Consider the following 25148-nt stretch of genomic DNA (forward strand, 5'->3'; position numbering starts at 1 on the left):
TCCCTTAGTACACACGCGCTTTCGGCGCGATCTTGGCGAGGCTGATGCCACCATCCTCTTCCTTGACCAGCGGGTCGAGGTGAACGGGACGGTAATCGAGCGAAACCTTGCCCTCAGGCGTCAGCCAGGCGAGGCTGTGCTTGCGCCAATTGGCGTCATCACGCTTGGGGAAGTCCTCATGCGCATGGGCGCCGCGGCTTTCCTTGCGTGCTTCAGCAGCAACAACCGTTGTCAGAGCATTGGCCATCAGGTTTTCCAGTTCCAGCGTTTCCACCAGATCGGAGTTCCAGATCATCGAACGGTCGGTGACCTTGATGTCAGGCAGCTCGCTCCAGATTTTCTCCATGCGTTCGACACCGGATTTCAACGAGTCCGACGTGCGGAACACCGCAGCATCTTCCTGCATGGTCTTCTGCATCTTTTCACGCAGCACAGCGGTCGGTGTACCGCCGTTCGCATGGCGCAGACGGTCAAAGCGTTCCATGATTTTGTCGACGGAAGCTTCATTGATCGCCGGGATCTTGGCATTACGGTCGATCACCTCACCGGCGCGGATCGCGGCAGCACGGCCGAAGACCACGAGATCGATCAGCGAGTTTGAACCGAGACGGTTAGCGCCATGCACCGAAGCGCAGCCCGCTTCGCCCACGGCCATCAGACCTGGCTGGATGCGGTCCGGATTGTCCTTGGTCGGGTTGAGCGCTTCACCCCAATAATTGGTAGGAATGCCACCCATATTGTAGTGCACCGTCGGCAGAACCGGGATCGGTTCCTTGGTCAGATCGACACCGGCGAAAATCTTCGCCGATTCGGAAATGCCGGGCAGACGTTCATGCAGAACAGCCGGATCGAGATGGTCAAGATGTAGGAAGATATGATCCTTGTTCTTGCCAACACCGCGGCCTTCGCGAATTTCCAGCGTCATGCAGCGTGAAACCACATCGCGCGACGCCAGATCCTTGGCGGACGGCGCATAGCGCTCCATAAAGCGCTCGCCTTCGGAATTGACGAGATAGCCGCCTTCGCCGCGTGCGCCTTCAGTGATCAGGCAGCCCGCGCCATAAATGCCGGTCGGGTGAAACTGAACGAATTCCATATCCTGCAATGGCAGGCCAGCGCGTGCCACCATGCCGCCGCCATCACCGGTGCAGGTATGGGCAGAGGTAGCCGAGAAGTAGGAGCGGCCGTAGCCGCCGGTGGCCAGAACCACCATCTTGGCGGCAAAGCGGTGGATCGTACCGTCATCAAGATTCCACGCGACAACACCTGTTATCGTGCCGTCCGGGTCCTGAATAAGATCCAGCGCGAAATATTCGATGAAGAACTGCGCATTGTGGCGCAGGCTCTGGCCGTAGAGTGTGTGCAGGATGGCATGGCCGGTGCGGTCAGCCGCGGCGCAAGTGCGCTGTACGGGCGGACCGTCGCCATAGTTCATCATATGGCCGCCAAACGGGCGCTGGTAAATCTTGCCGGCTTCCGTGCGCGAGAATGGTACGCCGTAATGCTCCAGCTCATACACCGCAGCCGGGGCTTCACGCGCCAGATATTCCATCGCGTCCGTATCGCCAAGCCAATCGGAACCTTTGACCGTGTCATACATATGCCACTGCCAGGAATCGGGGCCCATATTGCTGAGCGAGGCAGCGATGCCGCCCTGTGCCGCAACCGTATGCGAGCGCGTCGGGAAAACCTTGGTGATGCAGGCCGTTTTCAAACCCTGCTCGGCCATTCCGAGCGTCGCGCGCAAACCTGCGCCGCCCGCGCCAACCACGACCACGTCGAATTTGTGATCAATAAAAGTATAGGCCTTGCCGTCTTTACCGGTGGTCCCGTTCTTGTCTGCTGTTGCCAAGATTAACCTCCGAAGCTCAGCTTGATGATCGCAAAGACGCAGGCAACACCCACCACGACGGTGAAAAACGTGTTGAGCATCAAGCAGGCGAGCTTCCTGCCTTCACTGGTTACATAATCTTCAATGATGACCTGCATGCCGAGGCGCATGTGATAGAGACCGGATATGATCACCATCAACAGCACCAGCGAGGTCAGCGGGTGAGAAAGAGCGGCCCGGGTTTCCGCATAACCGGCGCGATGCAGATAAATGATCAAGCCAATGAAAAACAGCATGAGCGGCACGTTGGCCACAGCTGTCAGCCGCTGACGCCAGAAATGTTCGGTTCCTTCGTGGGAAGAACCTAGCCCGCGAACCTTCTTCAGCGGTGTGCGCATATCGCTCATTGTCCCGCCTCCTTTACAAAATCACGAACGCGACAATCCAAATAAGGATCGTCAGCGCAACGGAGATAAAAATCGATGCCACAGCCATCCTGGTGGTCGTGTGCTTTTCAAGGCCACGTCCGGTGTCCCAGATCAGATGGCGGATACCGCCGATCATGTGATGGATGAGCGCCCAGGTATAACCGAGCAGAACCAGCAGGCCGATCCACGAACCGAGTACCCAGCTGACGAGGTTGAACTGTGCCTCGCTTGTCGCCGTCGCGATCAGCCACCAGGCGACAAGCAGCGTGCCGAAATACAACGCTCCGCCGGTGATGCGGTGAACGATGGACATGACCATGGTGGGAATGAGTTTGTAGATTTGCAGATGCGGCGAGAGCGGCCGGTTTGATTGCAGACTTGTCTTGCTCATAGCGTCCCCAGTGATAAGCGCCGCGCCATTTGAACCTTGATTGACGGGCAGGGCCGAAAGGCTGGATAGAGGCAAATTTAGAAGGGTTTTAGTCCCGTTTTTGCACTGCGTCAAAGGCCCATTCACCCCCCTCATGCGGCGAATTGGCACCAATAGCAAGAAGATAAGGTTTCGGTAGAAAATTCAATCGTTTAAACCATGACAAACGCCGGAAAATGCGTCCGGATGGCAGTTTTTGGGCGATCAAAAATATGTGAGTGAGTCTGTCCTGTTTAACTATTTTTGCAGCGCCGGGACGCCCGTTTGTGCAAACGCGAACGGAACACCACGAGTCGTTCTCAGGATGTCCGTTGCGTTATCCGGATAAGGCTTGGTCCGTTTTACTGATTGCCGAAACGGATGATGAAACTGGTCCAGTCAGCTGGCGCTGCGATCTGTTCATAGAGCTTGCGTCCGTCTTCCGGCAGGCGCGGCGCATTCAGCGACAGTTTCGTCCAGCCGCGCTCTTCCGCCTTGTCGGCCAGCACATCGATCAGCGCCTTGGCGATACCCTTGCCGCGATGATCATGATGCACATAGATGTGGTCGACCTGACCAGCACGCATGCCCGATACCGGCTCAGGCAGATCGTAGAAAATGACAAAACCGACGAGATTGCCGTCGAGCCGGGCACCGGCGATTTCCGCAGCGCGGTCACGCAGCAGGTTTTCCGCATAATAGTCGTCGGGACGGCGCGGTGCACCGCGCTTCAGCGCTTGCGCGTAGCTGGCGAGCAAGGGCGCAAACTCGTGCGCATCATTGAGATGCAGCAGAGAAATGTCGACGGCGTGTTCGTCTGCGGTCTTTGTCGTCATGGTCGCATCGTCCCTTTCACTCCGGCAGCGCTTCCCGCTGGCCTGCTTCTCATGAGGATTGGTTGATTGTGCCGCGCCCGTCAACCGCCACCACCTGGCAAAAATCGATTCAAAAGCGTTTTGGCGGATGACAAGCGTTAATAATAGGTTAATGCTTGGCGTGTTGCAGCCTGTTCAACAAAGGAGCTTGTCCATGTTCGCCTTTCGCAAACACACGGCCGCGCTTTTGCTTTGCGGGCTTTCAGTTCTTGCATCTGCGCACAGCGCTGGCGCTTATGACATCAATCTTCGCGATGCTCATGGCGATGAATATGGCAATATTATTGTGCAGGACCCCAATGGTCCCAAGATGATCTTTGTCGGCGCCACGGCTGGCAAATCGGATATCCTCGGCCGCGAAATCCGCAAGAAGGTTGCCGTCTACAAGCGGGCCAAGGGACCAGCCATCATCTCTCCGCCGGGCGATCCCTATGTGATCGGGGTTATTCCGGCACCCAATACAAGCTGTGATGGCCCGATCGTCGTGCGCGGACGCGGCTATATGTATGGCATCAACCGCAACGAAATACCGGTTCTCGGCCTTCCCGGCTGCCAATAGGTGTGTTTGCAGCAGTTTTGATTTGCCTCTCCGGCCCCCGCCCTGTATGGGGGCCGCTTCATTGAAGAGGTTATTCCATGGCTCGCAATTCCGACGGTGCGCTCGTCCTGTTTTCCGGCGGGCAGGATTCTGCCACGTGCCTTGCCTGGGCACTGTCGCGTTTTGACCGGGTGGAAACGGTTGGATTCGATTACGGCCAGCGCCATCGGGTGGAACTCGACGTGCGTAATGATTTCCGCGCCAGCCTGATCCGCAAGTTCCCGCAATGGTTGGAACGGCTGGGTGACGACCACCGGCTCGACGCAGGCGTGATCGGCCAGCTCGGCTCCACTGGGATGACCGATGATATTGCCATAGAGATGGCTGATAATGGCCTGCCCAACACGTTTGTTCCTGGCCGTAATCTCCTGTTTTTCACGCTTGCGGCAGCGCTTGCCTATCGGCGCGGCCTGCGGGTGATTGTCGGTGGCATGTGCGAGACCGATTATTCCGGATATCCCGATTGCCGTGACGACACACTGAAAGCCCAGCAGGTGGCATTATCGCTCGGGCTCGACCGCCGCATCACCATCGAAACCCCGTTAATGTGGCTGGACAAGGCAGAAACCTTTGCACTTGCCCGCGAAATCGGCGGTGAGCCTCTGCTCGATATGATCGTTGAAGACACCCATACCTGCTATCTCGGCGACCGCTCGACCCGGCATGCATGGGGCTACGGCTGCGGCACCTGCCCGGCCTGCGAGTTGCGTTCGGGCGGATGGCACAAGTTCAAGGCGGAAGCAGCGTGACCTACGCCGTCAAGGAAATCTATCTGACGCTACAGGGCGAGGGCAATCATACCGGCCGCGCCGCCGTGTTCATGCGCTTTGCGGGCTGCAACCTGTGGTCCGGGCTCGAACGTGACCGTGCCGATGCACAGTGCCGTTTCTGCGATACGGACTTTGTCGGTGTGAATGGTCCGGGCGGCGGCAAGTTCAAAACCGCCGATGCTTTAGCCGATGCCGTCGCTGGAGCTTGGCCGCAGAGCGTCCGGTCCAACGGCAAACCTTACGTCATCTGCACCGGCGGCGAGCCGTTGTTGCAGCTTGATCCCGTCCTGATCGATGCCTTCCATGCGCGCGGCTTCGAAGTCGGCGTTGAGACCAACGGCACCATCGCCGCACCCGCCGGTATTGACTGGATATGCGTCTCTCCCAAAGCCAGCACTACGCTTGCCCAGACCAGCGGCCATGAGCTGAAACTGGTCTTTCCGCAGGCCGAAGCTGCGACCCATCCCTCGCATTTCGAGCAGCTCTCATTTCAGCATTTCTATTTGCAGCCTCTTGACGTCATCGGTGATCCGGCGCAAACCGCCCGGCATGTGGCATCTGCAGCGGCCTATTGCCTCGCCCACCCGCTTTGGCGGCTGAGCACGCAGACCCATAAATTGATTGGCTTGCCCTAAGAGGCAGTTTTGGCGGGCGCCTCATGCGCCAGTGCTGAAGAGGAACATCATGAGAATCTTTACCGACTTCACGTTTGAAGCGGCGCATCATCTGCCGCACTCTTTTCCCGATGGTCACATCAACCAGCGCCTGCATGGCCACAGCTTCCGTGTCCGCGTCACCCTAGAGGGCAGACCCGATCCGAAAACCGGGCTGATCGCTGATCTTGGCACCGTCAAAACAGCCATCAAGAGCGCCCGTCATGCGCTAGACCATCGTTATCTCAACGAAATTGACGGTCTGGAGTTGCCGACGCTCGAGACCATCGCCATATGGCTGTGGCGGCGTATTGCTCCGGATCTTCCGGTGCTCGCCGAAATCGGCATCTACCGCGACAGTTGTGGCGAGGGATGCGAATATCAGGGCGAGTTTGAAACGCTGGAGGTGGCGGCATGAGTCATTACGCAGAACAGGCAACCATGTTGGGCAAGGATGTCCCCATCCCGCACCATCCCGATGAAGCACTGCTTGATGCCGTGCCTAACCCGCAAGCCGGGACGCTGTTTCTCGCCCGCTTCGCCTGCCCGGAATTCACCTCACTTTGCCCGGTCACCGGCCAGCCCGATTTCGGCCATCTGGTGATCGATTACGCACCGGATCAGGCGCTTGTCGAATCCAAATCGCTGAAACTGTTTCTTGGCAGCTTCCGCAACCACGGCGCTTTCCATGAGGACTGCACTGTCAATATCGGCAAGCGCATTGTTGAAGCGGTTAAACCGCTCTGGCTGCGCATCGGCGGTTACTGGTATCCGCGCGGCGGCATCCCGATTGATGTCTTCTGGCAGACCGGCCCGGTACCGGAAGGGCTGTGGCTTCCTGATCAGGGTGTACCGCCCTATCGCGGCCGCGGCTGAAACATGGGAGATCATCATGGCTGAACTCAAGATCAGAACTCGGGATGTTGGTGCGACCGCCGTTCTGCAGCGGGACGGCCAGCCTGTCGTTACGTCCCATACGGGCGGCGTCCTCAACGTCGCTCATGCTGTTTCCGAACCTGGCTTTGCACCGCTCGACCTGCTCTACGCATCGCTGTCAGCCTGCCTGGTACTGAGTGCAAAAATGGCAGCGTCACGGCTTGGGGTTGCAGACAAGCTTGAAGCTGTCGAAGCCCACGTTACTGGCGACAAGGCCAAAGAGGGCCTGTCGCGCGTCGAACGCTTCCATATCGCCTTCACCATCACCGGCGACATTGACGAGCCAACACGCCATGCCATCGTTGAGGCGGCGGAAAACGAGATCTGCACCGTCAGCAACACATTGCGCGGCGATCCAGCTTTTACAACGACTGTGAGCTGATCAGCGTTCCAGCCGCTGGACGTTGACCAAACTGGATGCGGGCAAATCATTGGCAGCGATCCGGACGCAATTGCGCCCGGCTTTCTTGGCTTCGTACAGCGCGTGATCAGCTCGGCGCATCATGCTGCTGAGCCCCTCGCCCAACTGTGATTCCGCAATGCCAAAGCTTGCAGACAGGCTTTGGCTATTATCGGCAAGCTCCGCCAACTCGAACCCCGCAAAGGCCTGCCGCACATCTTCAGCATATTGCCGGGCAGCCTGACCGACAGAACCGGGAAGCAGGATGGCAAATTCTTCGCCGCCGATGCGCGCCACCACCTTTTCCCGATCCGACACCGCCCGGAGGATCGCTGCGAACCCTGCAATCACTTTATCACCTGTCGCATGGCCGTGACTGTCATTGATCTGCTTGAAATAGTCGAGATCGCAAATGATCAGGCTGATCGGGCTCGCCAGATATTGCGCACGGGTCAGCGCGACGCGAGCACGCCCCTCAAATCCGCGGCGGTTGAGCAGGGATGAAAGCACGTCAGTTTCAGAAACCGAGGATATATTAGCCAGAATTTTGCGGGTCAGGATCGTCAGAAGCAATATGGCTGTGGCCACGGACAGGACGGCCGATGCCGACTGTGAGAGCAGCGCATATTGCGTCGAAATATAGCTTTGCGGACTGTCACCCATGCCGCCAAGTGCCACTGCCAGAAACGGCTTCGACAGGAAATGTGCCGAGTTGAGGGCAAACAGCACCATCAACACCCGGTCGAATCCTGAGCGTAACGGCGAACGCAGGACGAACAAGGCGCATAGTGCGAAAATGATGGCATATGGTCCCTGATAGATCGACATGCGCACGATGGATTGACGCGGCATGTCCACGGTCAATTGGTTTGCAATGATCGATCCGACCAGCACTACAGCAAAAAGCGTCCACGGGATCGACTTTGCATAACGCTGGGCGATACCGGCGGTGAAAATCAGCATGGCAACAATCAGCACTGCAAAGGCGAGAAACACCGCAACACGCGCATCGGCAAGCGAGGGAATCAGAAACTCAATGGCAAAGTTGAGCATGCCCAGCGCGTAAGCGAGCGCAAAGAAATGCGCCGGGGCACTTTTCCGGTCATACAGTGCGATCATGAAGAAAGCCGTGGCGAAAATGCCCGACATGAAGAGATTCATTGCGAGAATAAAGCCCGCACCGCTCATGGTTTTATCCTGTGATCTGCCGAACGGGGCAACCTATTTTCAAGATCATAGCATGGTATACGCACGAACGATTGAAAAGGTTACAAAAAACGGGGCATGTGGCCCCGTTTTCACAACATCAAAAATCGGAAGTCCCGCAGCCTATTTCCACTCGCGAATATCGACGAAATGTCCGGCAATTGCCGCAGCAGCGGCCATGGCTGGCGACACCAGATGGGTGCGGCCCTTGAAGCCCTGACGGCCTTCAAAATTGCGGTTCGAGGTCGACGCACAACGCTCGCCCGGCTTCAACCGGTCATCATTCATCGCAAGGCACATGGAGCAGCCCGGCTCGCGCCAATCAAAACCCGCAGCCTTGAAAATCTTGTCGAGGCCTTCGGCTTCCGCCTGTTCCTTGACGAGGCCGGAGCCAGGAACAATCATCGCATCGACTGTTGCAGCAACCGTACGGCCTTCGACAACCTTGGCAACCGCGCGCAGATCTTCGATACGGCCATTGGTGCACGAACCGATGAACACCCGGTCAAGTTTGATATCGGTCATCGGCGTACCCGGCTTCAGACCCATATAATCGAGAGCCCGCCACTTCGAAGTGCGCTTGTTCTCGTCAGTAATCTCGTCCGGATTAGGCACGTTACCAGTGATCGAAATCACGTCTTCCGGCGACGAGCCCCAGGAAACGATGGGCGGCAAATCAGCAGCGTTGAGCACAACGACCTTGTCGAAATGTGCGCCTTCATCGCTTTGCAGCGTCTTCCAGTACTCGACTGCCTGATCGAACGTCTCGCCCTTCGGCGCACGCGGCTTGTCTTTGACATAGGCAAAGGTGATTTCGTCAGGCGCAATCAAGCCTGCGCGCGCACCGCCTTCAATTGACATGTTGCAGATCGTCATGCGGCCTTCCATCGAAAGGGCGCGAATGGCTTCACCCGCATATTCGATGACATAGCCGGTACCGCCGGCCGTGCCGATCTCGCCGATGATAGCAAGAATGATATCCTTGGCAGTGACACCGGGCGGCAAAATACCGTCAACACGCACCAGCATGTTCTTGGCCTTCGACTGGATCAGCGTCTGGGTGGCTAGAACGTGCTCGACTTCCGACGTGCCGATGCCGTGTGCCAGTGCTCCGAAAGCGCCGTGCGTCGAAGTATGGCTGTCACCACAAACGATCGTCATGCCCGGCAGGGTGAAACCCTGTTCCGGTCCGATGATGTGAACGATACCCTGGCGGATATCCTTCTCGGAATAATACTCGACGCCGAAATCAAGCGCATTCTTGGCGAGCGTCTCAACCTGAATGCGGCTTTCATCGTTCTTGATGCCGTTGACGCGATCCGGCGAGGTCGGCACATTGTGATCAACCACAGCAAGTGTCTTTTCCGGATGGCGGACTTTACGGCCGGTCACGCGCAGACCTTCAAAAGCCTGCGGGCTGGTCACTTCGTGGACAAGGTGGCGATCAATATAGAGCAAGCAGGTACCATCGTCCTGCTGATCAACCAGATGATCATCCCAGATCTTGTCATAAAGTGTGCGTGGCGCAATCATCGCGATATCCTAGCAACGGGGGCTTTTCGATTATTTCGTGGGACATATGCACTCGAGGCCCGGCAACGTCAAGAAAACAAGCGTCAAAAGTGACAAAGCGCCGCGACAGAGACCGCTCTCTCCATCATTTTGACGTGATTTTCCATCCATCCTGCTTTTGATCAATAGTTCCGGAGCTAAGAATGATTTCGCGGCGTATTGTTGTTCTAGGTGGCCTTGCCGCCGCCGTTTCGGCCTCCAGCTTCTTCCGCCTGCCCTTTACCACCAGTGCATTCGCAGACAAACCAACACCCTTTATCGAACCTGACCCATGGGCCAGCCAATTGATCGCTGCCGCCGAAAGCCAGATTGGCCAGACAATTGTTTATGACCCTGCCTATGTAAGACTAAAATACCCAATGGGCGATGTCCCACCCGATCGCGGCGTTTGCACCGACGTCATCATTCGCGCCTACCGCCAGTCGGCAAAGCTCGATCTGCAGGAGCGGGTTCATCGCGACATGAAAGCCGCCTTCACGGATTACCCCAAAGCTTGGGGATCGAAACAGCCGGACACCAATATTGACCACCGGCGCGTCCCCAACCTTGCCGCCTTCTTCCGTCGTGCCAATGCAAGCCTGCCGGTCAGCAGCGACGCGAAGGATTATCACCCCGGCGACCTCGTCACACAGATGCTGCCGGACAATCTTCCGCATATTGCCGTTGTCACGCACCGGTCCAATGAGGATGGCTCCCGGCCGCTGCTGGTTCACAATATTGGCTCGGGGACGAAACTGGAAGACCGGCTATTTGAGTTCAAGATCACCGGTCATTACCGCTACAGACCGCAAACGGCCTAATCGCGGCTGTTCAACCGCTGCTCCACCCAGCGCAGCCCCAGTGACAGGCTGATTGTCAGGATCAGATAGATATAGGCGACGACCGAATAGGTCTCGAAAAACCGGAACGACCCTGACGCATAAACTTTACCCATTTGCGTTACATCAACAACACCCAGCACCGAAACCAGCGATGAATCTTTCACCATCGAGATGAAGTCATTGCCATAGGGCGGCAAGATCGTGCGCATGGCCTGCGGCATGACGATGAGCCGGAACCGCTGAACCCGTTTCAGCCCAAGCGCCTTGGCGGCCTCGATCTGCCCCTTGTCGACAGCCTGAATGCCTGCCCGGAAAATCTCCGCCAGAAATGCGGCATAGGCGAGTGTCAACGCGATGATTGCCCGCCACAACAGCGAAAAATCGCGCACCAGCAGCGGTTCAAACAGGCCAGCGCTTTGCAAGGGATGCGTCAGAAAGTTCCACAGGGCGACAATCGCCGGCGCACCGACAAAGGCGATGTAGAACAGCAGCACAAGCAGCGGGATACCGCGCACGATCTCGATGTAGAAACGTGCGCTCTGGCGCAAGGCGATATGTTCGGACAGGCTCATCACTGCCAGTAGCAGGCCAAGACCGGAAGCGAGCACAAAGGCAAGAAGCGACACCCAGATGGTGATCCAGATGCCTTGCGATACCGTCGCGAAGACCTGACCATAGATATCACTGACGAGAATGGCGATGCCCAGCGCCACCGCAATTGCCGCAGCAACCGCCAGCCACCAGGGGAAGTCCTTCCTGCCGGAAGGGCTTCCTTTGTTTGCGGGAGCAGGCAACAGATGACCTATTGGCCGAGCTTGTAATCTACGAACCACTTCTTCGTGAGGGCATCAAACGTACCATCCTTCTTCAGCACCGCGATGGCCGCATTGACCGGAGCCACCAGATCGGAGCCTTTGGCGAAGATGAAACCGAAATCTTCAGCGCCAAGTGGACCGCCAACGAGCTTCAGCTTGCCGCCGGATGCATCCACATAACCCTTGCCGGCACTGCTGTCGGTCAGAACCACGTCGACGTCACCCGTCTTCAGTGCCTGAATGGTTGCACCAAAAGTTTCGAACAGCTTGATGCGCGGATTTTGTTCGTTGCCATCAAGCAGATTATAGACGGCTACATAGAAATTAGTTGTCCCAGGTTGTGCACCAACCAAGCCTGTTTTGACGTCAGCAAAGCTTTTCGCGTCGGAAAAACGCTTTTCGTCGCTGCGAACCAGCATGAATTGTTCTGACCGCATATAGGGTTCGGAGAAATCCACCTTCTGCTTGCGCTCTTCATTGATGGAAATACCGGTCATGCCGATCTGGTATTGATTGTCGGAAACCGCCTGAATCATCGCATCCCAGCTGGTATTGAGATATTCCACCTTGAAATTCAGCTTCTTGGCGATTTCGTTCATCGCATCATATTCCCAGCCTACTGGCTTGCCGGTCTTGGGATCGACAAACTGCAAAGGCGGATAGGCATTTTCAGTCACAACCGTAACCGTCTTGCCGCCCAGATCGGGCAGTTCCGCCGCAAAAGCGGAAAAAGGCATTACGGCGAGCATCAGGCCCGCCAGGACAACGGATCGCAGATTCATTTTAGACCTCTATTATTGCGTTTTGATCAAGCGAAGCACAAATTTCACTTTGCGAAGGCCGCGTCAATCCCCAAACGGCATGCAACTGCTTTATTGGTTGTAGCGCAAGCACGATTTTTTAAATGAAAAAATAGAGTGAATTTCACCCGTTCCGTGTACGAAGCGGCACGGCAATAAAAAAGGCGGTCCGAAGACCGCCTTTTCAAATTTGAATGGACCTGCGCTTATTCAGCAGCTGGTGCCTTGGCAACGGTTTCTTCCGTTACCTTTTCAGCTGTACCGGTGACCGGAACAGCAGCTTTGGTTTTGCGGTTGTCTTTCTTTTCGACAATGCGGGCAGCCTTACCGGTCAGGCCACGCAAGTAGTAGAGCTTCGCGCGACGAACCTTGCCGCGGCGGACGATCTCTACGCCTTCAACCAGTGGTGAAATGATCGGGAATACGCGCTCGACGCCTTCGCCATAGGAAATCTTGCGAACTGTGAAGTTCTCGTTGATGCCTGCGCCGTTACGGGCAATGCAGACGCCTTCATAAGCCTGAACGCGGGTACGTGTACCTTCCGTCACGCGAACATTGACGCGGACTGTATCGCCTGGCTTGAAATCTGGAAGCACGCGCTTGGCTTCAATTTTTGCTCGCTGTTCGAGGTCGAGCTGACGAATAATATCGACGGTCATCGTCTTCATCCTTTTCTTGTTCAAACAGTCAGAGCGCTCAACACTTGTAATGCAGCAGCCTTGGCCGCATTTCTATGCCTCCGATGAGGCAGGAGCGAATTCACCATCCATTGATTGTGAACCAGGGTTTTTCCCGAGTTGGCGGCCAGATACACCATAAAAGTCGGTTTGTCACCTCTGGCAGCGATTCTTTTTATCGCGGATCGCCATGGGAGTCGAGCTTAACAGGCTTTCGCATGAAAACCCGCATGGTTTCATCCAGCCCGCGCGCAATGTGTTCCTGCCGGATATGAAGCAGCGCCGGACTCAAATCCGTATCGGCAATATCCGTAAATCCCAGCCGCCGGTAATAGGGCCCATTCCAAGGCACGTCACGAAATGTCGACAGCAAAAGCCCCGGCAGGCCCTCATCGCGGGCACGATCCTCAACAAGATGAATCAAGCCTGCACCAAGCCGTTTCCCGCCATGGGACGGGTACACGTTGATTTCTTCTATGTAGAGGTGATCGTCCACCACATCATAGAAGACAAACCCTACAGGCAAGCCTTCGATGGCCACGAACAGATGCCCTTGAGCGATGCGTTGCAGCAGGATGGTTTCGGATGTTGGATCACCACTGGCAATCTCCGGCATATCCACGTCCAGAAACCGCACCGCCGAAGCCCGCTCGATCGCCTGTATCGCCCCAATGTCAGCCGCCACACCGTTTCGAAACTGCATGGATTTGCGCCCTATTTGCGCGGCTTCTTCGTCTGCGGGTAACGATCCCACAGATCAGGCCGCCGTTCGCGGGTCAGTTGCTCCGCTTCCGCCTTGCGCCATTTTTCGATGGCCCCATGGTTGCCGGAAAGCAGCACATCGGGGATGCGGCGGCCCTCCCATTCCTGCGGCTTGGTATATTGCGGATGTTCCAGAAGCCCGGTCTCGAAACTTTCCGTCTCACCGGACTCGGCATTGCCCATCACGCCGGGCAAAAGCCGCACGATGGCATCCAGGACAACAATCGCAGCGGTTTCGCCGCCCGAAAGAATATAATCGCCGATCGAGACTTCCTCGAACTGCCGCGCTTCGATCAATCGCTCATCGACGCCCTCGAAACGTCCACACAGAACAATAGCGCCAGGCCCGGCAGCCAACGCGCGCACCCGCTCCTGCGTCAATGGCTTGCCGCGCGGACTCATAAACAGTTTCGGCCGCGTATCCGCCACATGGTCCACGGCGCGCGCCAGCACATCCGCCTTCATCACCATGCCCGCCCCGCCGCCAGCCGGGGTATCATCGACCATGCGGTGCTTGTCCATGGCGAAATCGCGGATTTGCACGGCTTCAAGCGTCCATGCCTTGTCGGCCAATGCCTTTCCCGCCAGCGATACGCCGAGCGGCCCCGGAAACATTTCCGGATACAGCGTCAGCACCGTTGCGCGAAAACCGGCATCATTGCCGCTCATGACTGCTTTTTCCCGTCATCATTGCCAAGCTGCCTGCGCCGCTCTTCGTCTTCATTCTCATCGGCAATCAGCCCGGCAGACGCAGGATCGATCGTGATTTTCCCTGCCTTGATATCGATATGCGGCACGGCCGCCTGCGTAAACGGAACCAGCATGGGGCGACGTCCGGGGATGGTCAGCTCAATCAGATCGCCACCGCCGAAATTGAACATGGCAGAAACCTTGCCGTGCCGGTTGCCTTCCGCATCGACAGCATCAAGACCAATCAGATCAGCGTGATAAAACTCGTCCTCATCGAGTTCTTCCGGCAATTGCGCCCGTTCGATGAACAGCATCGTGCCGTTCAGAGCTTCAGCCATGTTGCGGTCATTGACCCCGCGAAACCGCACCACGACCACCGTATTGGCCGGGCGGATCGCCAGAATTTCAAAGCTTCTCCCGGTCACGTCATAAAGCAGGCCATAATCGGCCAGTGCCAGCGGATCGCCGGTGAATGTCTTCACCCGCACTTCACCGCGTGTTCCGTGTGGCGCGCCGATTACCGCCAGCTGAACCGGATCATTCAATTTTGCCATAGGCCTTGTCCATTCCTGTCTCTTCGTTGGACGGATTACCCTTTCTTTGCCCAAACGCCAAGCCAGAAGCATAATGCCGCCGGGCGAAAGCCAAAGCGAAACGACTCCGTAAGGACTGCTGTGGCATGGTTCGGGTAATGCATGATCAAGGAGTATCGCTATGGTCGTCCAGCCGCAAAGTGCCGAATTTCTTGTCTCGGCCCGGCCTGACCTGATTGCCGCGCGCGAAGAGTGGTTGAAGTCGCTTAAAAATACCCGGCGTCTGGCGGCCAACACGCTGGAGGCCTATGAGCGCGATACCCGCCAGTTCTTTCAGTTTTTGACCGGCCATCTGGCGGAACCGCCAGCGCTCAGCGACGTTGCCACTTTGCGCATTGCCGATCTGCGGTCCTATCTCGCCCGCCGCCGCAACGATGGCGCGGGCGCCCGCACGCTTGGTCGTGGTCTCGCGGGGATTCGCTCGTTCCTGCGCTATCTGGAAAAGCAGGGCATGGCCAATGCTGCGGCGTCGATTGCCATGCGTGCACCGCGTCAGCCCAAATCCCTGCCGAAACCCTTGAGCACAGTCGATGCCCGGCGCGTGGTGGAAAAGGGTGAACAGCTTAATGAGGAGCCATGGATCGCCGCCCGCAATGCAGCAGTATTGACGCTGCTCTACGGCTGCGGCCTGCGTATCTCCGAAGCGCTGACGCTGGACGGTAGTGCATTGCGCGATCCCGCCGCCCGCTCCATTCCCATCACCGGCAAGGGCAACAAGACGCGCATGGTGCCGCTTCTGCCCATCGTGCACCGGGCGGTAGAGGAATACCGCGCCCTCTGCCCCTATGATCTGGAAGACGGCAAACCGCTGTTTCGCGGCGCGCGTGGCGGCTTGCTGCATTCCGCTATCATCCAGCGTGACATGCAGAAAATGCGCGGCGCGCTTGGATTACCGGATACGGCAACGCCGCACGCGCTGCGTCATTCCTTTGCCACGCATCTGCTCGGGCGTGGGGGTGATCTGCGTACCATTCAGGAACTGCTCGGTCACGCCAGCCTGTCGACGACGCAGGTCTATACCGGCGTTGACACAGCGCGGCTTCTCGAGATTTACGACAAGGCGCATCCCCGCGCGTGAAAACTGGTCCAATTTGCGTTACAAACAATTTGTAGAATGGCTTTAACGCCTTCTTGCCAAACCGGATGTATGAAAAGACCATGACCCATCCCGGCCCTTCCTTTTCTATTGACCGCCTTGCCGATGCTGCCTTGCGCCTTCTGGCTCTTTTCAGCTGGCTGTTGCTGGCCGCCTTTCTCGTGGTGGTTTTGACAGCCACCCATGCCCGCGCCGAGGATGCATCCTGCGGCGGCAAAGATCTTCTTGCGGAAATGGCCAAAACAGATCCGGAAAAGCTTGCAGACATGCGCAAGGAGGCTGATGCCATCGAAAACGGCAAAAGCATCTTGTGGAAGATCGAGAAGCCCGGCGTAAAACCATCCTGGTTATACGGCACGATGCATCTGACCGACCCGCGCGTTCTCAAACTCTCCGACACAGCAGATACCGCCTACAAGAGCGCGGGCACGGTGGTGATTGAAACCGACGAGGTTCTTGATCCGCAGGCGCCGCTCAAGGTGATGGCAAACGATCCTCAACTGATGATGTTCACCGACGATACTACACTTGAAAAGCTGATCCCGCAGGACAAACTGGAAGGCGTAAAGGCGGGTCTTACTGCGCACGGACTTTCACTTGCCGCCCTCAACAAGATGCAGCCTTGGATTGTTTCCAGCATGCTCGCCATGTCCGCCTGCGAAATGGAGCGCACCAAAAGTGGTGCAGCTTTTCTTGATATAAAACTGGCAAGAGACGCCAAGGCCGAAGGCAAGGAAGTGACCGGGCTGGAAACGATCAAGGATCAGCTCGGCGCCATGGCATCGCTGCCGCTCAAGTTTCATGTCGAAGGGCTGATTGAGGCGCTCAATCTTGGGCCAAAATTGCCGGATCTGTTCGAAACCATGACGATCCTGTACATGCGAGGTGATATTGGGATGATCGTCCCGCTGATGCGCTCCGTATCGCCGGACGGCAGCATGAAAGGCGAGACCTACGGCGATTTTGAGGAAAAGATGATCAATGCCCGCAACCGGGTCATGACCGATCATGCTGCCCCCATCATCGACAAGGGCAACGTCTTCATAGCCGTTGGCGCTTTGCATTTGCCGGGTGACAAGGGGCTCGTGACCTTGCTTCGCGGTAAGGGTTATACTGTCACTGCGCAGTAATCACCCGCCACTAGAAGATTGATTCCAATGACTTATATAAAGACCGTCGGTTGAAAATCGGCAATTTGGGAACTTCCGCTGTTCTGAGCCGTTTATTCTACTGACTGCAAAATGTCATGGAGGATATCAAAATGACCTATGATCCTAATCTGCAGCGTCCTGCGGATACGCAACCTGACCGTGAACTTAAAGTGGTTCAATCCAGCGGTGGGGGTAGCGGGTTCCTGATCGCGGGTATTCTGATCGCCGCATTGATCATTGGCGGCTATTATTACCTGAACAGCGGCTCGACCATGGATGCGCCAGCACCGCCAGCAGTGACCAATCAGAAACCTGCTCCGGCAGCGCCCGCAGCACCTTCATCCGAAACACCGGCTGCAACAGCGCCAGCTCCGGCTGAGCCTGCTCCTGCGCCAGCCAAACCGGCCCCGACAAATAACTAACGCCGGACTTACGCAAACTAAGACTGATGCAAACTAAAAAAGCCCGGAGTTCCGGGCTTTTTTCTGTTTTAACAAGATGAAATTTACATATGGATCGGCTTGGCGAACGTAGCCAGAGCCGCTTCACGCACCGCTTCCGACATGGTCGGATGTGCATGGGTGGTGCGAGCCAGATCTTCGGAGGAACCGCCGAATTCCATCAGCACCGTTGCTTCGTGGATCATTTCACCAGCGCCGAAACCGACAATATGAACCCCGAGCACCCGGTCGGTCGCCTTATCCGCAAGGATTTTGACGAAACCATCTGTGGCCAGCATTGCACGGGCGCGGCCATTTGCGGTGAAGGGGAACTTGCCTGCCTTGTATTCGATACCGGCAGCCTTCAGCTCTTCCTCAGTCTTGCCGACAGATGCCACTTCCGGCTGCGTATAGACCACGCTTGGAATGGCATCGAAATTGACATGTCCGGCCTGCCCAGCAAGAATTTCGGCAACGGCAATACCTTCGTCTTCCGCCTTGTGCGCCAGCATCGGACCCTGCACCACGTCGCCAATGGCATAAATACCGGCAACATTGGTCTGCCAATGATCGTTGATCGCAACGCGGCCACGATCATCCACGGTCACACCGGCTTCCTTCAGGCCGAGCCCATCCGTGTACGGACGGCGGCCCGTTGAAACCAGAACTGCGTCGGCGGAAATGGTCTGGGCTTCGCCGCCTTTGACCGGCTCGAATGTGACCTTGGCGCCCTTGCCCGACTTTTCAACGCCGGTCACTTTGGCACCCATCTTGAATTCGATACCCTGCTTTTCCAGCATCCGCTGGAACTGGCGGGAAACCTCGCCATCCATTGGTCCCAGAATCTTGTCGAGATATTCAACGACCGTCACCTTGGCGCCGAGACGCGCCCAAACCGAGCCGAGCTCAAGCCCGATAACACCGCCGCCAACCACAACAAGGGTGCCCGGCACCTTGTCGAAATCCAACGCGCCGGTCGAGGAAACGATGACCTTTTCATCGAATTCGACATTGACGCCCGGAATACCCGCAACATCGGAACCGGTTGCGATGACGATGTTCTTCGTCTCGATTTCCTGCACCTTGCCATCGTCGCCGGTCACGGAAACCTTGCCTGCGGCTACGACCTTGCCGGTGCCCTTGAATGTATCGATCTTGTTTTTCTTGAACAGGAAGGCCACGCCGTTGACGTTGGATTCAACAGTGGCATCCTTGTGCGCGAGCATCGCTTTCAGGTTGAGCTTGAGCGCCCCAACCTCGACACCCAGCGTCGCGTGCGAATGACCGGCCTCATGGAACACTTCCGAAGCGTGCAGCAGCGCCTTGGACGGAATGCAGCCGATGTTCAGGCAAGTGCCGCCAAACGTATCGCGCTTCTCGATCACCGCAGTCTTCAGGCCAAGCTGTGCCGCTTTGATGGCGCAGACATAACCGCCCGGACCTGTTCCGATGATGACAACGTCATATGACATGATTGAATCCTTCTCTTGTGACGCAACACGAAATTATTGTTCGGGCACGCATTCTTTGAAACGGAAGACTTCCCATGGAAAAGTCTCAATGGGTTTTTCAAGTTTGAAATTGAAACCGCTCATCGCTCCGGAAAAATCCGGCAGGAGCAGCGCTTGCGCCGACGGCTCTTTGGCCATTGGCAAAAGCTCGGCATCAGCCCCTTCCTTCAAAGCGTAAATAACGCCTTTCCAGACGGTACATTGTTGCAGTTCATCGCCGGTCACATCGCCCGCCGGGCAATTGTACATGACAATCCCGTTGGGCCTGCCACCATCCTTGTCCCACATGACCACGCCGTCGAGCTTCAGATCGCTGTCATTCAATTGGATGGTGAACTGGTTCGATGCCGCCACAGGCTGATCATCAGGCGTGCTTTTAAACGTCAACGTGTAATTGTCATCCCGGTCCGTATAGATCGCATGATCCTGCAGGCACGCGGCAAAGGCCGGTGACGACAAGGCAATGCTGACTGCGACGAAAACCGCAGCAGATTGACCCAAACGGAAACGCAACAAGCCAGCCATCAATAATCCCTAGCTCGCCTGCTGTGTCGCGAGCTTGATACCAAGCCCGATGAACACCAGTCCGGTGACACGGTTGAACCAGCGGCCCCAGGCAACAAAGCGCTCACGCACCGACTGCATGGTGAAGAAGGTCGAGACGGCGACAAACCAGGCAATCAGTGCCGTTGCCATGAACAGACCGTAGGTTGCCTGCACCAGCGCTGGCGTCTCGTGGCTGACAAGAGCCGAAAACAACGACAGAAAAAACAGCACCGGCTTGGGGTTCAGGGCATTGGTCACGAAGCCCATCAGGAAACAGCGCCAGTCGGAAATCGATGTTTCCTTCTCGCTGCGTATGATCTCGGCGGGTGCTTCCATTCCCGGTGCGCGCAGGGCCTTGACGCCAAGATAGAAAAGGTAGGCGGCACCGGCCCATTTCAGCATACCGAAAAGAAACAGGGATTTTGCTACGAGCAGGCCAAGACCAAGAATGGTGTAGCTGATGTGGAACAGCAGCGAAGCACCAATGCCGAAACTGGTCATGATCGCGCTGCGGCGACCATGCACGATGCTCTGGCGCACGACAATGGCAAAGTCAGCGCCCGGTGAGACGATCATGATCGAAAACACCGCCATGAGGCCAAGAAACTCATACATGTAATGCGACATACTTATTCTCCGGCAGGCGCTTCGAGCGCTGCATTGAAGGCCCAGACGTGACCGAACGGATCGCGGATGCGGCCATACCGAGCATTCCAGAACGTATCCTCGACCGGCATGATCAGCGTTGCACCAGCCTTAACAGCACGGTCAACAGCCGCATCCACATCGGCAGGCCTGTTGAGATTGATGTTGAGCGCAACACTCGCTCCACCGCGTGTGTTCGGTGACATCACATCATTCTCGCCGCCTTGGCTTTTGTATTCAGGGAACTCGTCATGCAGCATGATCGAGCCGCCGAACAGCGAGATATTGGCATGCATGACACGCTTGCCGTCCTCGGCCATCTGCTTGAACGTATTTTCGGCACCAAAGGCCTTTTCATAAAAGGCAATCGCTTCAAGGCCGCCTTTTACGCAGATATGGGGTTCGACAGGTGGGAAATTCGGTGCAAAAGCCATTTTGAATCGCCTTTCATCACGTCATTTTGTGATTGGACAGCAAGACTAAGTCAATTCCAGCCGATTCACCACACTGCAAGAACGGCCCGCCGCAGAACAACGGGCCGCTGGCGCAATCTTTACAGGTCGAGAACCAGACGTTCCGGATCTTCCAGACTTTCCTTGACGCGAACGAGGAAAGTCACGGCTTCCTTGCCGTCGACGATACGGTGATCATAGCTCAGGGCGAGATACATCATCGGACGGATGACGATCTGGCCACCGACAACAACCGGACGATCCTGAATCTTGTGCATGCCCAGAATACCGGACTGCGGTGCATTGAGGATCGGCGAGGACATCAGCGAGCCATAGACGCCGCCATTGGAGATGGTGAATGTACCGCCCTGCATGTCAGCCATCGACAAGGCGCCATCACGGGCAGCCCTGCCGAGACGGCCGATATCCTTTTCGATTTCGGCAATCGACATCTGGTCGGCATTGCGCACAACCGGAACAACAAGACCCTTATCCGTACCGACGGCGACGCCGACATGGGCAAAGTTCTTGTAGATGATGTCAGTGCCGTCGATCTCGGCATTTACCGCTGGGATTTCCTTCAGGGCGTGCGTTACCGCCTTGGTGAAGAAGCCCATGAAGCCGAGCTTGACGCCGTGCTTCTTCTCGAAGATTTCCTTGTAGCGGTTGCGCAGATCCATCACTGCAGACATGTCCACTTCGTTGTAAGTGGTCAGCATCGCAGCTGTGCTCTGTGCGTCCTTCAGGCGGCGGGCAATGGTCTGGCGCAGACGGGTCATCTTAACCCGCTCTTCACGCGATGCATCGTCAGCGGAAGATGCTGGACGGGCAACCTGTGGTGCAGCAGCAACCGCTGCAGGCTGCGCCGAGAAGCCTTTTGCGACGGCATCAAGCACGTCGCCCTTGAGCACCTGGCCGCGCTTGCCGGAACCTTCAACCTGCGAAACGGAAACACCCTTTTCAGCCAGCAGCTTGGAAGCTGCGGGAGAAGCAGGCATTTCGCTTTCCTTGCGCGGTGTAACAGCTGGCTCACCAGCAACTTCAGCGGTCTTGGCAGATGCCTCTGCAGTGGATGAAGCAGCAGCGGTACCCGATGCCTGCGCAACGGCTTCCGGCTTTGCCTCTTCCTTCTTGGCAGGCGCAGCACCATTACCGGCACCGGCGGCGCCAATCATGCCGAGCAAAGCGCCAACCTCGACCGTATCGCCTTCCTTGGCGGTAATTTCTTCGAGCACACCGGCGGCGGCGGCGGGGACTTCGAGTGTTACCTTGTCGGTCTCAAGTTCCACCAGGGGCTCGTCGGCTACAATCGCATCGCCGACTTTCTTGAACCATTTACCAATGGTCGCTTCGGAAACGGATTCGCCCAGCGTTGGGACGCGGATTTCGGTTGCCATGATCTTGCTCTTCCGTTGATCGTCAGATGACTTCTGTTTGTTGTGAGTTATGAGCCGAGGGCATCTTCAAGGAATGCTTCGAGCTGTGCAAGGTGTTTGGACATCAGGCCTGTTGCCGTCGATGCAGCGGCAGGACGTCCGGTATAACGAACGCGCTGATGCTTGGCATCGATATGCGCCAGAACCCATTCCAGATAAGGATCGATAAAGGCCCATGCGCCCATATTCTTGGGCTCTTCCTGACACCAGACCATTTCCGCATTGCGGAAGCGGGACAGTTCGGTGATCAGCGCCTTGGCCGGGAACGGATAAAGCTGTTCGACGCGCAGCAGATAGACATCGTCAATACCGCGCTTCTCGCGCTCTTCGTACAGATCGTAATAGACCTTGCCCGAGCACAGGACGACGCGGCGGATCTTCGAGTCCTTCTGCAGCTTGATGACCTGATCCTTCAGGAGCTGCGCATCATCCCACAGCAAGCGGTGGAACGAAGAATCGCCCGTAAAGTCGCTGATCGACGACACAGCCCGCTTGTGGCGAAGCAGTGATTTCGGCGTCATCAGGATCAGCGGCTTGCGGAAGTCACGCTTCATCTGGCGGCGCAGGATGTGGAAGTAGTTGGCAGGCGTCGTGCAATTTGCCACCTGCATATTGTCTTCCGCACACAGCTGCAGATAACGCTCGAGACGGGCCGAGGAATGTTCCGGACCCTGGCCTTCGTAGCCATGCGGCAGCAGGCACACCAAGCCGGACATACGCAGCCACTTGCGTTCACCCGAGGAGATGAACTGATCGAACACCACCTGGGCACCGTTGGCGAAATCGCCGAACTGGGCTTCCCACAGCGTCAAAGCGCGTGGATCGGACAACGAGTAGCCATACTCGAAACCGAGCACAGCTTCTTCCGAAAGCATCGAATTGATGACTTCGTAGATCGCCTGACCCTTCTGCAAATTGTTCAGCGGAATATAGCGCTGTTCGGTTTCCTGATCGTAGAGAACCGAATGACGCTGGCTGAATGTACCGCGTTCCACATCCTGACCCGACAGACGGATCGGATGTCCTTCGATAGCCAGCGAGCCGAATGCCAGAGCTTCAGCCATCGCCCAATCGAAACCTTCGCCGGTTTCCACCATTTTGGCGCGGTTGTCCTGAAAGCGTTGAATCGTGCGGTGCACATTGAAACCGGCTGGGACCTCGGCAAGCTTCTTGCCGATTTCCTTGACTGTCTTCAACGGCAGGCCTGTCTTGCCGCGGCGCTGCTCGTCAGCATTGTCCGCTGTGCGCAAACCGCTCCATGCACCATCCAGCCAATCGGCCTTGTTGGGCTTGTAATGCTGACCTGCTTCGAATTCCTGCTCGAGATTATCACGCCAAGCGGCACGCATCGCATCAACTTCGGCTTCTGTCAGCAGACCTTGTTCAATCAGCTTGGCTGAATACAGCTGCACCGTTGTCTTCTGACCACGGATGGTCTTGTACATCAGCGGCTGTGTGAATGCAGGCTCGTCGCCTTCATTGTGACCGAAGCGGCGATAGCAGAACATATCGATCACGACGGGCTTGTGGAATGTCATGCGGTATTCGGTGGCAATCTTCGCCACATAGACCACAGCTTCGGGATCGTCACCATTGACGTGGAAAATCGGCGCCTCGATCATCTTCGCCACATCCGATGGATAAGGCGAGGAGCGCGACAGGCGCGGATTGGTGGTGAAACCGATCTGGTTGTTGATGATGACATGCACCGTGCCACCGACGCGGTGACCGCGCAGACCGGAAAGGCCGAGACATTCGGCAACCACGCCCTGACCGGCAAAAGATGCATCGCCGTGCAGCAGCAGCGGCATGATCTTGGCGCGCTCAGAGAGCGGCACCATGTCATCGCGGTCACGGCCAGCCAGTAGATCCTGCTTGGCACGGGCCTTGCCCATGACAACCGGGTTGACGATTTCCAGGTGCGACGGGTTGGCTGTCAGCGACAGGTGAACCTTGTTGCCATCGAACTCACGGTCTGACGAGGCACCCAGATGGTACTTCACGTCGCCCGAACCTTCGACATCGTCAGGCGCGTAGGAACCGCCCTTGAATTCGTGGAAAATGGCCCGGTGCGGCTTGCGCATGAACTGGCTGAGCACGTTGAGACGGCCGCGATGCGCCATGCCAAGGACGATTTCCTTGAGGCCCATGGAGCCGCCGCGCTTGACGATCTGCTCTAGCGCCGGGATGAGCGACTCGCCGCCATCCAGGCCGAAACGCTTCGTGCCCTTGTACTTGACGTCGATGAACTGTTCGAAGCCTTCCGCCTCGATCAGCTTCGACAAAATGGCCTTCTTGCCCTCAGCGGTAAAGGCAACGCCCTTGTCCGGACCCTCGATGCGTTCCTGAATCCAGGCCTTTTCCACCGGATCGGAAATGTGCATGAACTCGACACCGATGGTCGAGCAATAGGTGCGCTGCAGGATGTCGAGCATCTGCGGGATTGTCGCATATTCAAGCCCAAGTACATTGTCGATGAAGATCTTGCGGTCGTAATCGGCTGGCGAGAAACCGTAGCTCTCGGGCGACAGTTCGTTATAGTCTTCCTTCACCTCGGCCAGACCCAGCGGATCGAGCTTGGCATGCAGATGACCACGCATGCGATAGGCGCGGATCATCATGATGGCGCGGACGGAATCACGCGCCGCGTGAATGATGTCTGAATCCGATGCGGCAGCAGCGGCCGGTGCAACGGCTCCGTTGGCGGCGCCATTGCCTGTCTTGGCCTTCAGCTTGTCGGTGATGTGCTTTTCGACTTCACCCCAATTGCCATCCAGCGCCGAAACCAGCTCGCCATTACCTGCGATCGGCCAGTTTGGCTTCTCCCAGGAGGCGCCCTGCGCGTTCTTGATAATGTCAGCCTTGGTGTCATTGAGATTGACAAAGAATTCCTGCCATTCGGGATCTACCGATGTCGGGTCTTTCTCGTACTGGGCGTGCAGTTCCTCGATATAGTGGGCATTGCCACCATAGAGAAATGATGTGAGCGCAAAAATGTCGTTGGCCTGTTCTTGACGTGCCATGTGTGTGACCGG

27 protein-coding genes and 1 pseudogene are annotated in these 25148 nt (G+C 56.8%); 10 read left to right on the forward strand and 18 right to left on the reverse strand.

Annotated features, from left to right (window positions below):
• Positions 1 to 4: 4 nt before the first annotated feature.
• From sdhA to HB779_RS03825, 4 genes are all read right to left on the reverse strand, one after another.
• Positions 5 to 1852, reverse strand: coding sequence for a succinate dehydrogenase flavoprotein subunit (gene sdhA, locus HB779_RS03810; RefSeq protein ID WP_188344478.1), 1848 nt, complete (start codon positions 1850 to 1852; stop codon positions 5 to 7).
• A gap of 2 nt (positions 1853 to 1854) precedes the next feature.
• Positions 1855 to 2238 carry a succinate dehydrogenase, hydrophobic membrane anchor protein gene (gene sdhD, locus HB779_RS03815; RefSeq protein ID WP_188344479.1) on the reverse strand — a complete coding sequence of 128 codons (384 nt, stop codon included), beginning with the start codon at positions 2236 to 2238 and terminating at the stop codon, positions 1855 to 1857.
• A 13-nt stretch (positions 2239 to 2251) separates the two neighbouring features.
• Complete coding sequence (sdhC, locus tag HB779_RS03820) at positions 2252 to 2650, reverse strand: succinate dehydrogenase, cytochrome b556 subunit (RefSeq protein WP_188344480.1); 399 nt, start codon at positions 2648 to 2650, stop codon at positions 2252 to 2254.
• Positions 2651 to 3030: 380 nt separating this feature from the next.
• Complete coding sequence (locus HB779_RS03825; RefSeq protein WP_188344481.1) at positions 3031 to 3504, reverse strand: GNAT family N-acetyltransferase; 474 nt, start codon at positions 3502 to 3504, stop codon at positions 3031 to 3033.
• Positions 3505 to 3697: 193 nt separating this feature from the next.
• Here HB779_RS03825 and HB779_RS03830 point away from each other — a divergent pair, with 193 nt between their 5' ends.
• The 6 genes from HB779_RS03830 to HB779_RS03855 all read left to right on the forward strand — a co-directional run bounded on the left by HB779_RS03830 (position 3698) and on the right by HB779_RS03855 (position 6882).
• Positions 3698 to 4102: a hypothetical protein gene (locus HB779_RS03830; RefSeq protein WP_188344482.1), complete on the forward strand. Its 405-nt coding sequence runs from the start codon at positions 3698 to 3700 to the stop codon at positions 4100 to 4102.
• A 77-nt stretch (positions 4103 to 4179) separates the two neighbouring features.
• Complete coding sequence (gene queC / locus HB779_RS03835; protein WP_188344483.1) at positions 4180 to 4890, forward strand: 7-cyano-7-deazaguanine synthase QueC; 711 nt, start codon at positions 4180 to 4182, stop codon at positions 4888 to 4890.
• Complete coding sequence (gene queE, locus HB779_RS03840) at positions 4887 to 5546, forward strand: 7-carboxy-7-deazaguanine synthase (RefSeq protein ID WP_188344484.1); 660 nt, start codon at positions 4887 to 4889, stop codon at positions 5544 to 5546. The genes queC and queE overlap by 4 nt, the downstream gene beginning before the upstream one ends.
• A gap of 49 nt (positions 5547 to 5595) precedes the next feature.
• Entirely contained in the window at positions 5596 to 5982 is a 387-nt protein-coding gene (locus HB779_RS03845) for a 6-carboxytetrahydropterin synthase (protein WP_188344485.1), read from the forward strand.
• On the forward strand, positions 5979 to 6440 hold the full coding sequence (gene queF / locus HB779_RS03850; RefSeq protein WP_188344486.1) for a preQ(1) synthase: 462 nt from the start codon (positions 5979 to 5981) through the stop codon (positions 6438 to 6440). The genes HB779_RS03845 and queF overlap by 4 nt, the downstream gene beginning before the upstream one ends.
• 16 nt (positions 6441 to 6456) lie before the next feature.
• Positions 6457 to 6882, forward strand: coding sequence for an OsmC family protein (locus HB779_RS03855; protein WP_188344487.1), 426 nt, complete (start codon positions 6457 to 6459; stop codon positions 6880 to 6882).
• Here the strand turns inward: HB779_RS03855 and HB779_RS03860 are convergent, their stop codons facing one another.
• Both HB779_RS03860 and leuC read right to left on the reverse strand, forming a co-directional pair.
• Positions 6883 to 8088 carry a diguanylate cyclase gene (locus tag HB779_RS03860; protein WP_188344488.1) on the reverse strand — a complete coding sequence of 402 codons (1206 nt, stop codon included), beginning with the start codon at positions 8086 to 8088 and terminating at the stop codon, positions 6883 to 6885.
• 141 nt (positions 8089 to 8229) lie between these two features.
• Positions 8230 to 9639, reverse strand: a complete 1410-nt coding sequence (gene leuC / locus HB779_RS03865) for a 3-isopropylmalate dehydratase large subunit (protein WP_188344489.1) — start codon at positions 9637 to 9639, stop codon at positions 8230 to 8232.
• Positions 9640 to 9821: 182 nt separating this feature from the next.
• Between leuC and HB779_RS03870 the strand changes: the two genes are divergently transcribed.
• Positions 9822 to 10478 (forward strand): DUF1287 domain-containing protein, encoded by a 657-nt coding sequence (locus HB779_RS03870; protein WP_188344490.1) that lies wholly within the window; start codon positions 9822 to 9824, stop codon positions 10476 to 10478.
• On the opposite strand, the gene HB779_RS03875 is transcribed toward HB779_RS03870, so the two are convergent.
• From HB779_RS03875 to rimM, 6 genes are all read right to left on the reverse strand, one after another.
• Positions 10475 to 11293 (reverse strand): amino acid ABC transporter permease, encoded by an 819-nt coding sequence (locus HB779_RS03875; protein WP_188344491.1) that lies wholly within the window; start codon positions 11291 to 11293, stop codon positions 10475 to 10477. The two genes, HB779_RS03870 and HB779_RS03875, sit on opposite strands and share 4 nt — an antisense overlap.
• A gap of 8 nt (positions 11294 to 11301) precedes the next feature.
• Entirely contained in the window at positions 11302 to 12096 is a 795-nt protein-coding gene (locus HB779_RS03880) for a basic amino acid ABC transporter substrate-binding protein (RefSeq protein WP_188344492.1), read from the reverse strand.
• Between the two features lie 224 nt (positions 12097 to 12320).
• Positions 12321 to 12773, reverse strand: a complete 453-nt coding sequence (gene rplS / locus HB779_RS03885; protein WP_188344493.1) for a 50S ribosomal protein L19 — start codon at positions 12771 to 12773, stop codon at positions 12321 to 12323.
• Between the two features lie 193 nt (positions 12774 to 12966).
• On the reverse strand, positions 12967 to 13494 hold the full coding sequence (locus tag HB779_RS03890; RefSeq protein WP_188344494.1) for a GNAT family N-acetyltransferase: 528 nt from the start codon (positions 13492 to 13494) through the stop codon (positions 12967 to 12969).
• A gap of 11 nt (positions 13495 to 13505) precedes the next feature.
• Positions 13506 to 14222 carry a tRNA (guanosine(37)-N1)-methyltransferase TrmD gene (trmD, locus tag HB779_RS03895; protein ID WP_188344495.1) on the reverse strand — a complete coding sequence of 239 codons (717 nt, stop codon included), beginning with the start codon at positions 14220 to 14222 and terminating at the stop codon, positions 13506 to 13508.
• A complete protein-coding gene (gene rimM, locus HB779_RS03900) occupies positions 14219 to 14797 on the reverse strand; it encodes a ribosome maturation factor RimM (RefSeq protein WP_188344496.1) in 579 nt (192 codons plus the stop codon). Before rimM ends, trmD begins: the two co-directional genes overlap by 4 nt.
• A gap of 160 nt (positions 14798 to 14957) precedes the next feature.
• Between rimM and HB779_RS03905 the strand changes: the two genes are divergently transcribed.
• From HB779_RS03905 to HB779_RS03915, 3 genes are all read left to right on the forward strand, one after another.
• Positions 14958 to 15914 carry a tyrosine recombinase XerC gene (locus HB779_RS03905; RefSeq protein WP_188344497.1) on the forward strand — a complete coding sequence of 319 codons (957 nt, stop codon included), beginning with the start codon at positions 14958 to 14960 and terminating at the stop codon, positions 15912 to 15914.
• Positions 15915 to 15994: 80 nt separating this feature from the next.
• On the forward strand, positions 15995 to 17062 hold the full coding sequence (locus HB779_RS03910) for a TraB/GumN family protein (RefSeq protein ID WP_188344498.1): 1068 nt from the start codon (positions 15995 to 15997) through the stop codon (positions 17060 to 17062).
• A gap of 131 nt (positions 17063 to 17193) precedes the next feature.
• On the forward strand, positions 17194 to 17505 hold the full coding sequence (locus HB779_RS03915) for a hypothetical protein (protein ID WP_188344499.1): 312 nt from the start codon (positions 17194 to 17196) through the stop codon (positions 17503 to 17505).
• An 83-nt stretch (positions 17506 to 17588) separates the two neighbouring features.
• Here the strand turns inward: HB779_RS03915 and lpdA are convergent.
• From lpdA to HB779_RS03945, 6 genes and pseudogenes are all read right to left on the reverse strand, one after another.
• Positions 17589 to 19007, reverse strand: a pseudogene (lpdA, locus tag HB779_RS03920) (dihydrolipoyl dehydrogenase); the annotation flags it as partial.
• A gap of 21 nt (positions 19008 to 19028) precedes the next feature.
• A complete protein-coding gene (locus tag HB779_RS03925) occupies positions 19029 to 19559 on the reverse strand; it encodes a hypothetical protein (RefSeq protein ID WP_188344501.1) in 531 nt (176 codons plus the stop codon).
• A 9-nt stretch (positions 19560 to 19568) separates the two neighbouring features.
• Complete coding sequence (locus HB779_RS03930) at positions 19569 to 20207, reverse strand: LysE family translocator (RefSeq protein ID WP_188344502.1); 639 nt, start codon at positions 20205 to 20207, stop codon at positions 19569 to 19571.
• Between the two features lie 2 nt (positions 20208 to 20209).
• Positions 20210 to 20659: a VOC family protein gene (locus HB779_RS03935; RefSeq protein WP_188344503.1), complete on the reverse strand. Its 450-nt coding sequence runs from the start codon at positions 20657 to 20659 to the stop codon at positions 20210 to 20212.
• Positions 20660 to 20778: 119 nt separating this feature from the next.
• Positions 20779 to 22074 carry a 2-oxoglutarate dehydrogenase complex dihydrolipoyllysine-residue succinyltransferase gene (odhB, locus tag HB779_RS03940; protein ID WP_188344504.1) on the reverse strand — a complete coding sequence of 432 codons (1296 nt, stop codon included), beginning with the start codon at positions 22072 to 22074 and terminating at the stop codon, positions 20779 to 20781.
• A gap of 47 nt (positions 22075 to 22121) precedes the next feature.
• The gene (locus HB779_RS03945; protein WP_188345763.1) at positions 22122 to 25136 is read right to left on the reverse strand and encodes a 2-oxoglutarate dehydrogenase E1 component; all 3015 of its coding nucleotides are present in this window, start codon (positions 25134 to 25136) and stop codon (positions 22122 to 22124) included.
• Between the last annotated feature and the right edge of the window lie 12 nt (positions 25137 to 25148).

Source organism: Phyllobacterium sp. 628, assembly GCF_014189505.1.
GTDB lineage: Bacteria > Pseudomonadota > Alphaproteobacteria > Rhizobiales > Rhizobiaceae > Phyllobacterium.